The sequence below is a fragment of the Janthinobacterium sp. NFX145 genome, from assembly GCF_049810325.1.
Classification (GTDB): Bacteria; Pseudomonadota; Gammaproteobacteria; order Burkholderiales; family Burkholderiaceae_D; genus Janthinobacterium; species Janthinobacterium rivuli.
On sequence record NZ_CP187360.1, the window covers coordinates 1,809,523 to 1,824,336 of the forward strand.

A 14,814-nucleotide genomic window follows, 5' to 3' on the forward strand; every position below is an offset into this window, starting at 1 on the left:
TCAGTTTTACAGGAAGCAAAGGGCCACGTGGCAACACGTGGCCCTTTTGTCATGCGCGCATGGTTTCCCATTCACGCCAGTCATCGCTTCAGTGCGTCAGCGACGTGCGCGGTGTTTCCCGGATCAGGGATCGACAAACACGTCGAAACGCACCTTGAGCGGACTGCCCCAGGAAATATCCACCCAGGCGCGGAAGCCGCCGTTATAGGGCGCGATGTTGTACACGGCCATGCGGGCGGCGCCGATGAAACGGTCTTGCGGTGTCGCGGCATACTCGCTGATGTTGACGAAGACGCGCGAATTGGCGTGCACGTTGGCATTGGCGAAGTTGACCGAAGGATTGACGCCATTGGCAGTCCACGTGTAGTAGGTGGTGAAGGCGGCGGCGCTCAGGTTCAAGTCCTGTGCGGCCGCGCCTTTCGCGGCTTGGCCGTCCTGCTCCATTGGCAGGTCGGTGGTTTCCGGGGCCAGGTTGCTGCCGGTGCGGTGTTCTACTTTCATTTCCATGATGTACTCCTGATAGTTTGGACGCCGCGCCTGTCGTCGTGCGGCAAGACGCCCTATCTGTATTGCCGTGACGGCCAGTGTCACGTCCTGGCTGATAAGGTAGCCGCCTGCTCCATGCTGTTGGAGTAATTCATTCTAGGCGTACACAGGAGGCGAAAGCGTGGCGGGCGGCCGGAAAAGCGGCGCTCGCTTGTGCTGGCGCAAACACTTTGCAGACAGGCGGCAATATCTTTTCCAGCAGGCTATTTTTACGGGGCGCCACGCAGGCCGGGCAGGACAATGGCACAATAGGCCCAGCCACCTGCCGATACGCAACCCGTTGCGAGCCTAGCCCATGCCGATACTGAACCTGAGTGCCGAAACCGATATCTATTACGAATTGATCGAGGGCGACCCCGCCAAGCCCTGTCTGGTATTCCTGCACGAGGGACTCGGCTGCTGTGCGATGTGGAAAGATTTTCCCGCGCAGCTATGCCAGGCGACGGGGTGCCGCGGCTTGCTGTATGACCGCCACGGCTATGGGCAGTCGTCGCCGCTGGCGGCGCGCCGCCAGCTCCATTATTTGCACGACTACGCGCTGTGCGAGCTGCCGCAAGTGCTGGCGGCACTGCTGCCGGGACAGGATCATTTTCTCGTCGGCCACTCCGACGGCGGCAGCATCGCACTGATCTATGCGGCGCAGCAGCCGCCGCGCTTGCGCGGCATCATCACCGAAGCGGCGCACGTGTTTGTCGAAGACATCACGCTCGATGGCATCCGCGTGGCGGACGCGGCGTTTGGCGCGGGCAAGCTGCGCGCGCTGGCGAAATACCATGGCGACAAGACGGAATCCATCTTCAAGGCCTGGTCGGACACGTGGCTCAGCTATGGCTTCCAGTTCTGGAACATCGAGTATCTGCTGCCCTCCGTCGAATGCCCGGCGCTGGTGCTGCAGGGCAGCGAGGACCAGTACGGCAGCGCGGCCCAGGTCGACACCATCGTGGCGCAGGCGCTCAACGCCGTGCCTGCCATGGTCGAGCAATGCGGCCATACGCCGCACCAGGAGCAGCCGCAGGCATTGCTGGCGCTGATGGAAGGCTTTTTGCAAGGCCGCATGGACGCGGCCGCGCATCCGAGACACACATGAGTTCCTCAATGGCAGGCGGGATCGCTGTCCCAGCGGCCCGAGCAGATGCGCGAGCGGCACAGCATGCCTTCGATCAGGCCCAGCTGCTTGCAGCGCTGCAAGAGTTCCGCCGTTTCTTCTTCCTGCCTGCGCAGCACCACGTCGCGCGCGGGTGCCGCCGTGCCTTCTTGCCGGTGCGCATGCGCCACCATCGCCGTCAGCAGGGTGACGTCGCTGTCGCCGGGCGCGGCAGCCGGCCTTGTCCCTTGTGGCCGCGCGGCCGTCTGGCGCGCGGGCGGCGGCGTCTTGCGCGGCGCGCTCGCGGCGGCCACCTCGGGCAAGGGCGGTGCCGCCGTATTGACGATGGTGGCCGCCTGCGCCGCCTGCGCCGCCTGCGCCGTCTGTTGCGGCACGGCTGGCGCTGGCATGATGGGCGGAACCATGGCCGTGGCGGGTGCCGGCGGCAGGAGGATGACGTCCGTATCGTAGGCGAGCACGGCCGTGATCAGCACCGTCAGGCACAGCGCGCCAGCGGCCCAGTGCCGCCAGGCGGGGCGCCAGCGCAGCGCTGGCATGGCCGCAGGCGCGGCGACGCCGTGTTCGAGCTGCGACAGGATGCCCTTGCCTTCGATGCGCGCGCCAGCCGCGCCGGCCTTGCTCAACAGGTCGGGACCGCGCGCCTGGCCATCCCCGGTTTTCAGTAAAGACAAAATATCACCTCCGTAGTGGATCAAATTCGACTGACCTTGATGTAAACCGCGCTCATGCGGGCCGCGCACGCCTACGATCTAGCGATACCACCGAGCAATGGATTGCCCGGTCCCGCCGATTTCCGTCACGGAGCGCCCCATGTTCGTCGCCCTGGTCCTGATGTATTTCCTGCTCGCCTGTTTTGCCTGCTGGCTGCTGTTGTTTCCCGGCGGCCGCGCCACCGTGCTGCACACGCTCGTCAACCTGGGCTGGCGCATGCAGCGGCGCGCGCAGCACCTGAAGGGCGGCAGCGGCGCGCAGTGGCAGCGGGTGCAGCGGCACACGGGCTCGGGCATGGCGCGCGCCTGGCAGCTGCTGTGGCGGCACCGTTGGCTGAGCCTGGCAGGCAGCGTGCTGGTGATCGTGCCGCCGCTGCTGGCCTGGCTGTCCAGCGACCGCATCGCCCTGCGCGGCTATGCCGATCAGCAACACGTCATCAACGACCAGGTCAGCGACCTGCTGAAAGGCGAGCAGCTGGTGCCGCCGCCAACCCTGCCGCCGCTGCTGTTTTCCACGGCGGAAGTAACGCAGCTGCGTCCGCTGTTGGGCGGCGCCAGCCGCAACTGGCAATTGCTCGACCACGATTTCGCGCAGCGTTTGCTGCTGGTCTTCAAGATCATGAAAGACGTGCATGGTTATGACATGGTCTTGCTGGAAGGCTATCGCAGCCCCGCGCGCCAGGATCAACTGGCGGCGGCTGGCCCGAACGTGACGAACGCGAAGGCGTTTCAAAGCTATCACCAGTATGGCCTGGCGGCCGATTGCGCATTCATGCATGAAGGAAAGCTCATCATTTCTGAAAAAAATGCCTGGGCCATGCGCGGTTACCGTTTATATGGCGTGACGGCCGAATCGGTGGGCCTGCGCTGGGGCGGACGCTGGACCATGATGGATTTTGGCCACACGGAATTGCCGCAACCGCGCGTGCTGGGCAAGTAAGCCGCGCCAGCCATTCTAGCGCCGCGCGGCGGCTAGATTTTCACCGCTGCAAGCTTGCTTGCGCAGCGTCAAGGGCACACCGGCGCTTGCCGTGCGCTGGCGCCTGGTACTTGTCATATGTCAACAAAGGCGTGCCGCATTGCTGTCAGCATGGGCCGACTCCGCCTCGCTGCGCGGCGGCGTTCCTCCTGCTTTGCGACCTCACCCTGGGCTCATCATGCTGCGAAGAATCTGGCATTTCCTCACCGACAGCCGCAATCTGACCATCCTTGGTTTCGTGGCGCTGGCCGTGTCCCTGTACCTGGGCGCCGAGGTGCTCGAAGTGGCGCTGATCTGGGCGCTGGCCTTGCTGCTGCTGGTATTTCTTACCTGGCTGGGCCTGTGGCTGTGGCGCCGGCGCCGCGCGCGGCGCGATGCGCAGGCGCTGGGCCAGGCCATCCTCAACGAGGCCGAGATCGCCGCCGCGCAAGCGGCCTCGGCGTCCACGGCCAGCGGCACCCAGCAGGGCGAACTTGGCGCCGTGCGCACGGGCATGCTGGCCGCCATCGAGACCATCAAGACATCCAAGCTGGGCCTCAAGTCGGGCGCCGCCGCCCTGTACGAACTGCCGTGGTACATGATCATCGGCAATCCGGCTGCCGGCAAGAGCAGCGCCATCCTGCATTCGGGCCTGCAATTCCCTTTCGCCGACGGCAAGGTCGTGCAAGGCGTGGGCGGCACGCGCAACTGCGACTGGTTTTTCACCACGGACGGCATCGTGCTCGACACGGCAGGGCGCTATTGCGTCGTCGACGAGCACCGCGGCGAGTGGTTCGGCTTTCTCGACCTGCTGAAAAAATACCGGCGCAAGGCGCCCGTCAACGGCATCCTCATCGCCGTCAGCATAGCCGAATTGGGCGGCGATCCTGATGTCGGCATGCAACTGGCGCGCAGCCTGCGCAAGCGCGTGCAGGACGTCATCGAGCGCCTGGAAGTGTTCGCGCCCCTGTACATCGTGTTTACCAAGGCGGACCTGATCGCCGGCTTCACGGAGTTTTTCGCCGATGCCGAACGCAGCGAGCGTGAGCGCGTCTGGGGCGCCACCATGCCCTACCAGCGCAAGCTGCCGACGGCCGATTTGCTGGCGTTTTTCGACCAGAGTTTCGATGAATTGCACGATGGCTTGACGGAGCTGAGCCTGGCCAATATGGCGCACCGGCAACGCAAGACGATGGCGCCGGGCGTGTTCACCTTTCCGCTGGAGTTTGCCGCCATCAAGCCGGCCCTGCGCGCTTTTATTGCCACCCTGTTCGAGGAAAATCCGTTCCAGTTCCAGCCCGTGTTCCGCGGCTTTTACTTTACCAGCGCGCTGCAGGAAGGCGAGCCCGTCAGCGCCTCCTCGCAGCAGGTGGCGCGCCGTTTCGACCTGGCTTTCGCGCCGGCCCCGGCCGTGCTGCCCACAGGCGCGCGCCAGCATGGCTATTTCCTGCTGGAGCTGTTCCGCAAGGTGATTTTTGCCGACAAGCACCTGGTGGCCAACTATGCCAACCGCGCCAGGCTGCGCTTCAAATATGCCGTGTTCTTTGCCGCCACCGTGTCGCTGGGCGCCTGCCTGGGCGGCTGGAGCTGGTCCTACCTGGGCAACCGGCAACTGGTTGCCAACGTCGAGGCCGACTTGAATAAAGTGGTGAAACTGCAGGAGCGGCGCCTGGACTTGCAGTCGCGCCTGGAAGCGCTTGAAATATTGCAGGACCGCATCGAGCAGCTGGAAGCGTACCGCACGCGGCGGCCCTGGTCATTGCGCCTGGGCCTGTACCAGGGAGAGCTGCTTGAACGCAAGCTGCGCGAGGAATATTTCGCCGGCGCGCGCCAGGTCATGCTGACCCCCGTGGCGGGCGCGCTGGAAGCCTTGCTGTTCGAGATGAACGCCAGCGCCGACCAGCTGCAGCCCACGGCGCGCACGCCGCAGACGCCAGCCGCCGCATCCTCTGCGCCACGCAATGTCCAGTACCAGTCGGCCAGCGCGACGAATGTGGAAGACGCATACAACGCGCTGAAAACCTATCTGATGCTGGCCGATAAATCGCATGCGGAAAGCAGTCACCTGAACGACCAGCTGACGCGTTTCTGGCGCGCCTGGCTGGAGGGCAACCGGGGCGCCATGCCGCGCGAACAGATGATACGCAGCGCCGAACGGCTGCTGACGTTTTACCTGGCACAGATCGGCGACCCGTCCTGGCCGCGCATCGAGCAGAAGCTGGCGCTGGTCGACCAGGCGCGCGAGAACCTGCGCCGCGTGGTGCGCGGCATGCCGGCGCGCGAGCGCGTGTATGCCGACGTCAAGGCGCGCGCCTCGACGCGTTTTCCCGGCATGACGGTGGCGCGCATCGTCGGCGAGCAGGATCAGGCGCTGCTGGCGGGCAGTTACGCCGTCTCGGGCGCCTTTACGCGCCAGGCCTGGGAAAAGTTCGTCGAGGGCGCGTTTCGCGACGCCGCCAACCGCGAGCTGCAAAGCGCCGACTGGGTGCTGAAAAGCGCCTCGACCGACGACCTGACCCTGGAGGGCAGTCCGGAGCAGATCGAGAAAAACCTGGTGGCCATGTACAAGGCCGACTATGCGCGCGAGTGGCAGAAATTCGTGCAGGGCGTCGCCGTCGCCGACCTGAAAGGCTTTGACGGCGCCGTGCAGGCGATGAACCGCCTGGGCGACCCGCAGTCGTCGCCGATCGCCAAGCTGCTGACGACGATTTATGAGGAAACCTCGTGGGACAACCCGGCGCTGCAGAACGCCCAATTGCGCAAGGCGGAACGGGGCCTCATCGCCTGGTTCAAGGAAACCGTGCTGCGCCGCGCGCCGTCGCAGCTGACGGCCAATCCCGGCGTCAATGCGCAGCTCGACCCGGCCCGCCTGGACAAGCCCATGGGCCCCGTGGGACGCGAATTTGCCGGCGTGGGCAAGCTGGTGGCGGCCAGGGACAACAATGCCTCGCTGATGCGCGCCTATCTGGAAGCGCTGTCGAAACTGCGCAGCCGTTTGAACCAGTTGAAGAACCAGGGCGACGCGGGACCGGGCGCGCGCCAGTTCATGCAGCAGACCCTGGAGGGCAGCGGTTCGGAGCTGGCCGACGCCCTGAAACTGGTCGACGAGCAGGTGCTCACGGGGATGAGCGACGCGCAAAAGCAGGCGATACGCCCCATCCTCGTGCGCCCGCTGATGCAGACCTTTGCCGTCATCGTCGCGCCGGCCGAACTCGATATCAACAAGACCTGGGCGGCGCAGGTGTATGAACCGTTCCAGAAATCGCTGGCCAACAAATATCCGTTCGCGCCCACGGCGCGCATCGAGGCGAGCAACCTGGAAATCGGCCAGTTCTTCGGCCCGGAAGGACTGGTGGCGAAATTCGTCACGACGTCGATGGGGCCATTGGTGGTGCGGCGCGGCGACGTGCTGGCGCCGCGCACCTGGGCCGACATGGGCATCAGCCTGGCGCCGCAGGTGGTGGCGCGTTTCCCCGGCTGGATCGCGCCGCTGGGCGCGGGCGGCGTGGCGGCCACCTCGACGGCGGCGCAAACCGTCTTCCAGATCCAGCCGTCGCCCGCGCCCGGCACGCTGGAATACACGGTGGAGATCGACGGCCAGCAGCTACGCTACCGCAATACGCCGGCGCAATGGACGAACATGGTGCATCCGGGGCCGCAGGGCGCGGCGGGCGCCCAGGGCGCGCGCATCACGGCCGTCACCTTCGACGGGCGCACGGTGGAACTGTTCAACGAGCCGGGGCAATTCGGCTTGAAGCGCATGATCGACGCGGCGAGCAAGAAGCGCAAGGAGGGCGGCGTGTTCGAACTGCGCTGGGCGCGCGGCGAGGTGGCCGTGGCGGTCGACCTGAAAATCACCAGCAGCGCCGAAACTTCGGGCGCGGGATCCGCCACGGCGCTGCAGGAGCAGGGTTTTCGCGGCATGCAGCTGCCCGAGACCATCGTCGGCATGCCGGGCGCGCCTGTGCCAGTCGTCGCTGCAGTTGCGGCGACCGGAGTGGCGCCATGATGCGCGCGCAACAGCAGGTGCGCCTCGGTTACTTTGGCAAGATCCCCGCGCGCGGCGATTTCATCAAGGCTTGCGACAATCACGCGCTGGTGCAGCTGCTCGACGACTGGCTGGCGCAGGTGATGACGGCCCTGACGGTGGAACCGCGCTGGAAGCTCAATTACGACGCCTTGCCGCCGCTGCGCTTTGCCTTTGTCGGCACGCGCAGCCGGCGCGCCATCGCCGGGCGCCTGGAAGCGAGCAACGACCAGTCGCTGCGGCGCTTTCCCTTCATGGCCATGGGCGCGCTGGAAGTCGATGACGCCGAAGCCTTTGTCGCCTGCAGCCCGCTGGCGCTCGCGCCGCTGTGGCAGCGCGTGGAACAGCTGTCGCACGGCATCGTGGCCAGCGCCGAACCTGGGCCGGCGTTGCTGGCGCTGGCCGGTAACGTGGTCGAAGTCGAACCGGTCGCACCGGATCACGCGGCGCGGCTGGCCGCCTTTTTGCAGGCGCAGACCGTGCATGGCCTGCAAACGCTGCTCGCTTCGCCCGCCTTCCCGGTGACGGTGCGCGAATTGCTGCTGGGCCTGGGCCTGCTGCTGCAGCCGGTGCGCCAGAGCGGCTTGCCGCGTCTGGAAAAAAGCCTGGTGCTGCCGCTGCCGCAGGACGCGCAGCTGCGCGAGCTGGTGGCCAGCTTCTGGCTGCATCTGATCGCGCCTTTCCTGCGCCAGGCCGATTTCGAACTGGCGCTGTTCTTTTCCCACCTCGACGAGGCGCCCGTGCTGGTGATCGGTTTTTGCGGCGCCGACCCGCATGGCTTGCGCGCGCTGATCGATCCGCAGGCCGGCAGCGAACGGCTGATCGTCTTCGACCAGCTGGACTGGGTCGAGGAGCAGCTGGGACACGATGCGGCGCTGCGCCGGTTTTCCGCCTGCCTGCAGCAGGAGCAGCTGTCGCTGCGCTCGGCCTGCGCCATGTTTGCCGATACCTTTGTCTGAAGGATTGCGATGAAGTCACCTATTTTCCTGTTGCTATTCGCTGTGGCCACTGCCTGCCACGCCCAGGCGCAAGCGCCCCAGACGCCGATGCCGGGGCAGATCCTCGTCACGGGTACCCTGGCCGACGAGGCGGGCAAGGCGGCCGTGCTGGCCCGCCTGCGCGAACTGTATGGCGCCGAGCGCGTGGTCGACCAGATCGCCATCGGCAACGTGGCCGTGCCGGCCAACTGGAACGGCTACGTGCACAAGCTGATCGCGCCGAACCTGAAGCTCATTTCACGGGGGCAGATCAGCATCGACGGCAACAACGTCAGCGTGCGCGGCGAAGTGGCGAACGAGGCGCAGCGCCAGCAGATCGCCAGCGACATCGCCACCAGCCTCAATCCCACGTATGTCGTCAACAATGGCTTGCGGGTCAGGGCGGCCGAGGCCGAGCAGGGCTTACTCGATGCGGCGCTGGATAAACGCATCATCGAATTCGACAGCGGCAAGGTTTCCATCACGCCGGCCGGCCTGGCCATTCTCGACGAGATGGCGGCCGCCATGCTCCGGCTGCGGGGCCGCAAGGTGGAGGTGATCGGCCACACGGACGACACGGGCCTGCGCGCCAGCAATGTGGCCCTGAGCCAGGCGCGCGCCGAAGCCGTGCGCGCCTACCTGGCCAGCAAGGGCGTCGCGGCCGATTCGGTGCTGGTGTCGGGCCAGGGACCGGACCGCCCTGTGGCCAGCAACGCCACGGCCGATGGCCGGGCCAGAAACCGGCGCATCGAGTTCAGGATCGCACAGTGATCAGGGTAGTGTGATGGTCAGGTGCGCCGGGCGCGGCGCCAGCTTGACCAGGTCCGCATACGCGGCCAGGGTCGTTTGCGTGCCGCGCGTCAGATGCGTTTTCAGGCCCAGGTAGGCGCAGATGGCCAGCAGGGCGAAAAAGCTCGACAAGGCCCACAGCGGCACGTCGCTGCCGCGTTTGTTGACCACCTGGTCGGGGCGTTCCGCGCGTGGCGCGAAGCCGCGGCTCTTGCCCTTGATGTGGGCGATCTCGTCGCCCAGGCGCGCCGTCAGGTAGCTGAGTTTTTCGCCGCCGTCGATCGCATACTTGCCCTGAAATCCCAGCAATAAACACATGTGGAAGACCTGCAGCGCCTGCACGCGCATGGCGCCCTTGCCGCGCAAGGCGTCGAGGCGATCGAAAAAGTGTTCACCGGCCAGCTGGTCGCCAAAGATCAGCAACTGCAGCGGGCGCCGCTCCCACTGCTTGCGCAGCGTGAAAGGCGAGGCCAGGATGATTTCATCGACGGCCGCGCAGAACGCATACTTGGCCGCCTCGATATCGTCGCCATCGGCGCGGATCTTTTTCGCTTCGCGTTCGAAGTCGTCGAGGAAGGTTGTGATGCGGTCCATGAAGCTTTGCTCGTCGCCGGGCGCCGAGCCGTGCTTCAGCATGAACAGCATATAAAAGCCTTCGTGCATCAGGTCCAGCAGGGCGCTGCCGGCATGCTGGCCGCTGCCTGCGGGAGCGGAACCGCGTTGTCCCAGCAGGGAGGGCGCCGCGCGCCGTTCGATGAGCTGGCTCATGCCGTCACCGCGATCAGTTCCAGCTGCAGGTCGCGTATGCCGGCCGGCACGTAGACGGAAATCGACTGCGCCTTGAGCATCTGTTCATACAGCACGCCGCGGTTTTCAATCGCAAAATAATAGGTGTCGGGGCGCACGGGAATGGCGGCCGGCACTTGCGGCGCATGCGACAGCTTCAGGCCGGGCATGGCCGTGAGCACGCATTTTTCCACGTCGTCGGGCGCGCCCACTTTCACGCGCAGCGGCACCACGTCGACCAGTTCGATGGCGGGCATGGCGGCGCGAATGGCCAGGTACAAGGTGGTGTGCTGGTCGATCTTGCCCGAATCGAGCTTGCCCAGGTAGTACGACGGCTTGTCTTCGAGCAGGGCGATGGAAAAGTATTTCGACGAGATGACGGTGTCGAGCAGTTCGCGGATGATGGCATCGATGGCGTCGAAGCAGGCGCCTGGCTGCGCGTGGTCGTAGGCGGGCAGGCTGGCCAGGGTGTAATGCTTGGAGTAGCTGAGCAGGCCGCCCGCCAGGCCCAGCAGCGCTTCGTACAGGCGCTCCGGATGCAGGGCAGGATGGCGCACATAGTGCATCAGCGCGGCGGCGGCCGTGCTGACCGTGTGCAGCAGCCAGAAAGACGACACGTCGCCCGAGCGGAACTCGATCACGTTGCGGCTCGGCTCGCGGTGGTGGCCGTGCAGCGCGCTCACTTTCGCCTGCAGCGCGTCGAGCAGGTGTTCCAGCACGCCCTGCAGGCGCGGCGCGCCGGCGATCGCCAGGCTGGGCGCCATGAACGAGGGCACGGGCTCGAAGCCGCCCGACACCGTGCGCCGCAGAGCGATCAGCGGCAGGCAGTCGTAGGAGCCGCGCGCCTCGCTGTCGGGAATCAGGCGCACGGTCTTCTTCAGGTAAGCCACGTCGGCCACGGCGGACTCCGTGAACAGGTCGGGCGTGGCGCGCATGGCGTGCGCAAAGCGCGTGGCCGCCGGCGTGCCTGCCGTTGTCGCCTGCGCCGTGTAATTCATGCCTTCGCGGTTGAGGATGGGCAGCGCCGCGTAATACGTCACTTCCTGCACCGCCGGCGGCAGCGCTTCCAGGTCCACCGGCGGGGGCAGGGTATCGCTGCCCGGTGCGCCGTCGCCCAGCGCCTCGAACACTTCGCCATCGCGGAAGATCGCCGACAGGGCGTGCAGGCGCAAGCTGCCCGTCTTCAGCGCCGCCAGGTCCCATTCCATGTGCGCCACGCCCCACAGATAGGGATGCAGCGCGCTGGCCGTGTGATGCAGGCGCGCTTCGTGATATTGATCCTGGCGCTGGAAATGCTGCGGCCGCAGGAACAGGCCCTCTCCCCACAAGACTTTCGCTGCCATGCCCATCTCGTTTCTCCTTATATGTGTGGCGTGTTTGTGTGTGCTACTGGCAGCGCGGGGCCGACAGCGCGGCCATGCCGCTGACGCTCAGCGCGCAGGCGTGCAGGCCGACCGTGATGCCGCCGCGCTCCGCGTCGGCGGCGGCAAAGGTGGCGCGCCAGCGCTGCGCCGCCGGCGCGCGGAACAGGGCCACGACGCCGATGAAATACGCTTCCTTGCTGACCTTCTCCTGGACCTCGTAGCGCTGGCCCGGCACCAGCAGCACTTCCTTCACTTCCATCAGGTCGGCGCCCAGCGCGGCCTTTTCGCGTTGCGCATCGAGAAAGCTGTCGTAGGGCGCCTGTTCGAAGGCGGCATTCTGGCGCAGCTTGTAGATGCGCGCCACCAGCGCCAGCGGCCGTCCGTCCGCATCCGTGTTGAGGCGCTGCGCCGCATGCAGGCGGATGCTGACGTTGCGCGGCGGCTTTTGCGCGTCGGGCAGTTCCGGCGGCGGCTTGGCCACGCCGGCCATCTGCAGCGCCGCGTTGGCGAGGGTGCCGATGGCGCCGCCCGCACAGCCGGCCAGCAGCAGCGGCTGCAGCACCAGCAGCAGTGGCGCGGTGGCGCGGACCAGGCGGCGGAGCGGGGCGTCAGGAGGCATGGGCGATCTTTGCAAGGTGAAGGATGGAAATAAAAGTGTTGCTGTCATTTAATCGCATGCATGGGCGGCCTGCTTGCGTTGGCACAAAGTCCGCCTGCGATCAAGATAAATACTGCGCCAGATCAGGTTTGATGTCGCTGTACGCGGCTGTGATGTGGAACTTCTTCTTTGCTGATTAATCTCAATTTGGCAAAAAAATTGGCGATCAATAATGGCCTCCACCAAGGCGCCGCCCATCTTTCCCAGCGGTAGCGTCCTCCACGTGAAGGAATGCCCCGATGAAGCCAGCCACGATATTGCCCCGTATTGCCTGCCTCGCCAGCGCCTTGCTGCTGTCCGCCTGCGCCACGCCGGACCAGTCGGCACCCAAGAAACCTGCCGCGCCGACCCTGGCGCAAGTGATGAGCGAGGCCGATGCGGCCGCGCGCGCCGGCCAGTACGAACGCGCCATGACCCTGCTTAAGGGCGGCGGTGCCAGCTACCCGGCCGACAAGGCGCCGTGGCTGCAAATGGCGCAGATGAAGTTCGACCGCGCCCAGTACGGCGAGGCCATCGGCCATGCGCTTGAAGCGCTGGAGCGCGACCCGGACGACAAGGTCGCCAACAGCATCGTCGCCGTCAGCGGCTTGCGCCTGTCCGGCAAGGCGCTGGCCGACCTGTCGCGGCAAAACAATCTGAATGGCTCGCTGCGCTCGGAAGCGCAGGACCTGGCCAAGCTGCTGCGCGCGAGCATCGGCGAAGAGGTGCTGGTGCCGCCGGCCAGGCGCCCGCCGGCGGCCGGCAAGCGCGCCGCCAGCGCCAGCTCCGGCACGCCGGCGGCGAAGGGCGCGGCAGCGCCAGCCAGTGCGGCCGACCCGTTCAGCGGCCTGAAATAAGCGAGCATCCCCACCATCCCCTTGCAAAGGAAGCGCCATGCCCAAGTCCGACAGCGTGCAAAAACGCCTGCAAAAGATACGCGCGCCGCGCGTGCAAATGACCTACGACGTCGAGATTGGCGACGCGATTGAAAACAAGGAGCTGCCCTTCGTGGTCGGCGTGCTGGGCGACTTCGGCGGCAATCCGGACAGCGAAAAAAAGCGCCTGAAAGACCGCAAGTTCGTCGCCATCGACCGCGACAATTTCGACGAAGTGCTGGCCGGCGTGGAGCCGGTGGCCCGTTTCGCCGTGCCGAACCGCCTCAGCGAGGCGGGCGGCACGTTCGCCGTCGACCTGCACTTCCGCTCGATGGACGACTTCCGCCCGGAATCGGTGGTGCGCCAGGTCGATCCCTTGCGCAAGCTGCTTGAGGCGCGCACCAAGCTGGCCGACCTGCGCAACAAGCTGGCCGGCAACGACAAGCTGGAAGACTTGCTGACGGAAGTGCTGAACAACACGGACAGCCTGGCCACCCTGAAACCGCAGTTCCCAGCGCAGGAGGATTGAGATGAGCGCCCAGGCAGAAGCCCCAGAAGCCCTTGCGGTATCCACGCCCGACGCGCCGGCTACCACCGACTTGCTCGATCAGATCGTCGAGCAAAGCCGCGTCGCCAAGTCCGGCGCCGAACATGCGCGCGCACGCGATCTGATCTCGGAACTGGTGGCGCAGGTGCTCGACGGCACGGTGCTGATGTCGACCAGCCTGTCGGCGACGCTGGACGGGCGCGTGGCGGAAATCGACCGCCTGATCTCGGCCCAGCTCAGCGAAATCATGCACGCGGCGCCATTCCAGCAGCTCGAACAAAGCTGGACGGGGTTGCGCTACCTGGTCGGCAACTCCGATACGGGCACGCGCCTGCAGATCCGCATGTTCAACGCCACCAAGCGCGAACTGGTGAAGGATTTCCAGGCCGCGCTGGAGTTCGACCAGAGCAGCATGTTCAAGAAAGTGTATGAAGAGGAATTCGGCACCTTCGGCGGCGCGCCATTCGCCGCGCTGCTGGGCGACTTCGCCATCTCGCGCCAGCCGGAAGACATGTATTTCGTCGAGCAGATGTCGCACATCGCCGCCGCCGCGCACGCGCCGTTCATCGCTTCGGCCGCGCCGGAACTGTTTGGCCTGGAAAGCTACGGCGACCTGGGCAAGCCGCGCGACCTGGCCAAGGTGTTCGACACCATCGAGTACGCGAAATGGAAAGCCTTCCGCGAATCCGAGGATGCGCGCTACGTCGGCCTGACCTTGCCCCGTTTCCTGGGCCGGTTGCCCTTCAATCCCGTCGACGGCACCACGGTCGAAGGTTTCAATTTTGTCGAGGACGTCGACGGCAGCGACCATCACAAATACCTGTGGTGTAACGCCGCGTATGCGTTCGGCTGCAAGCTGACGCGCGCCTTTGCCGACTACGGCTGGTGCGCCGCCATCCGTGGCGTGGAGGGCGGCGGTCTGGTGGACGACCTGCCGACCCACACCTTCAAGACGGACGAGGGCGACGTGGCCCTGAAATGCCCGGCCGAAGTGGCGATCACCGACCGCCGCGAAAAGGAATTGTCGGACCTGGGCTTCATCTCGCTGGTGCACTGCAAGAACACGGCGTATGCGGCGTTTTTCGGCGCCCAGTCGGCGCAGAAAAGCCGCAAGTACAACAGCGACGCGGCCAACGCGAACGCGGTACTGTCGTCGCAGCTGCAGTACATCTTCGCCGTTTCGCGCATCGCCCATTACATGAAGGCCATGATGCGCGACAAGATCGGCAGCTTTGCCGCCGCCTCCAACGTGGAAGATTTTTTGAACCGCTGGCTGATGCAGTACGTGCTGCTCGACGATAACGCCAGCCAGGAGCAGAAGGCGCAGTTCCCCCTGCGCGAGGCGTCCGTGCAGGTGCATGAAGTGCCGGGCCGGCCCGGCGTGTACCGCGCCGTGTCGTTCCTGCGGCCGCACTTCCAGCTCGATGAATTATCCGTTTCGCTCCGACTGGTCGCGGAGTTGCCGAAGTCGACCAATTCCTGATTTACCCATC

The 14,814-nt window shown here is 65.8% G+C and carries 13 protein-coding genes; 8 read left to right on the forward strand and 5 right to left on the reverse strand.

The window, feature by feature from the left end; translation table 11 throughout:
• Positions 1-123 precede the first annotated feature (123 nt).
• Entirely contained in the window at positions 124-507 is a 384-nt protein-coding gene (locus tag ACPJXG_RS08070) for a hypothetical protein (protein WP_255206351.1), read from the reverse strand.
• A gap of 334 nt (positions 508-841) precedes the next feature.
• Here ACPJXG_RS08070 and ACPJXG_RS08075 point away from each other — a divergent pair, with 334 nt between their 5' ends.
• Entirely contained in the window at positions 842-1,633 is a 792-nt protein-coding gene (locus ACPJXG_RS08075) for an alpha/beta fold hydrolase (RefSeq protein ID WP_425253900.1), read from the forward strand.
• 5 nt (positions 1,634-1,638) lie between these two features.
• Here ACPJXG_RS08075 and ACPJXG_RS08080 read toward each other — a convergent pair whose 3' ends face one another.
• On the reverse strand, positions 1,639-2,322 hold the full coding sequence (locus tag ACPJXG_RS08080; RefSeq protein WP_425253901.1) for a hypothetical protein: 684 nt from the start codon (positions 2,320-2,322) through the stop codon (positions 1,639-1,641).
• A gap of 139 nt (positions 2,323-2,461) precedes the next feature.
• Here ACPJXG_RS08080 and ACPJXG_RS08085 point away from each other — a divergent pair, with 139 nt between their 5' ends.
• From ACPJXG_RS08085 to ACPJXG_RS08100, 4 genes are all read left to right on the forward strand, one after another.
• Entirely contained in the window at positions 2,462-3,301 is an 840-nt protein-coding gene (locus tag ACPJXG_RS08085; RefSeq protein WP_219307187.1) for a M15 family metallopeptidase, read from the forward strand.
• A gap of 217 nt (positions 3,302-3,518) precedes the next feature.
• Complete coding sequence (gene tssM / locus ACPJXG_RS08090; RefSeq protein ID WP_425253902.1) at positions 3,519-7,328, forward strand: type VI secretion system membrane subunit TssM; 3,810 nt, start codon at positions 3,519-3,521, stop codon at positions 7,326-7,328.
• Positions 7,325-8,305: a type VI secretion system-associated protein TagF gene (gene tagF / locus ACPJXG_RS08095; protein WP_425253903.1), complete on the forward strand. Its 981-nt coding sequence runs from the start codon at positions 7,325-7,327 to the stop codon at positions 8,303-8,305. The genes tssM and tagF overlap by 4 nt, the downstream gene beginning before the upstream one ends.
• 9 nt (positions 8,306-8,314) lie before the next feature.
• Positions 8,315-9,094 (forward strand): OmpA family protein, encoded by a 780-nt coding sequence (locus ACPJXG_RS08100; protein ID WP_099400344.1) that lies wholly within the window; start codon positions 8,315-8,317, stop codon positions 9,092-9,094.
• Here ACPJXG_RS08100 and icmH read toward each other — a convergent pair whose 3' ends face one another.
• From icmH to tssJ, 3 genes are read right to left on the reverse strand one after another with little or no spacing between them, the layout of a single operon-like run.
• Positions 9,095-9,880, reverse strand: a complete 786-nt coding sequence (gene icmH, locus ACPJXG_RS08105; RefSeq protein ID WP_425253904.1) for a type IVB secretion system protein IcmH/DotU — start codon at positions 9,878-9,880, stop codon at positions 9,095-9,097. It lies immediately after the preceding gene.
• Positions 9,877-11,247 (reverse strand): type VI secretion system baseplate subunit TssK, encoded by a 1,371-nt coding sequence (gene tssK / locus ACPJXG_RS08110; RefSeq protein WP_425253905.1) that lies wholly within the window; start codon positions 11,245-11,247, stop codon positions 9,877-9,879. Before tssK ends, icmH begins: the two co-directional genes overlap by 4 nt.
• Before the next feature lie 37 nt (positions 11,248-11,284).
• Positions 11,285-11,881, reverse strand: a complete 597-nt coding sequence (gene tssJ / locus ACPJXG_RS08115) for a type VI secretion system lipoprotein TssJ (protein ID WP_425253906.1) — start codon at positions 11,879-11,881, stop codon at positions 11,285-11,287.
• A gap of 278 nt (positions 11,882-12,159) precedes the next feature.
• Here tssJ and ACPJXG_RS08120 point away from each other — a divergent pair, with 278 nt between their 5' ends.
• From ACPJXG_RS08120 to tssC, 3 genes are read left to right on the forward strand one after another with little or no spacing between them, the layout of a single operon-like run.
• Entirely contained in the window at positions 12,160-12,756 is a 597-nt protein-coding gene (locus ACPJXG_RS08120; RefSeq protein ID WP_425253907.1) for a hypothetical protein, read from the forward strand.
• Positions 12,757-12,793: 37 nt separating this feature from the next.
• Positions 12,794-13,303, forward strand: a complete 510-nt coding sequence (gene tssB / locus ACPJXG_RS08125) for a type VI secretion system contractile sheath small subunit (protein WP_035820626.1) — start codon at positions 12,794-12,796, stop codon at positions 13,301-13,303.
• A 1-nt stretch (position 13,304) separates the two neighbouring features.
• Positions 13,305-14,804, forward strand: a complete 1,500-nt coding sequence (tssC, locus tag ACPJXG_RS08130) for a type VI secretion system contractile sheath large subunit (RefSeq protein ID WP_035820623.1) — start codon at positions 13,305-13,307, stop codon at positions 14,802-14,804.
• The last annotated feature ends 10 nt before the right edge of the window (positions 14,805-14,814 follow it).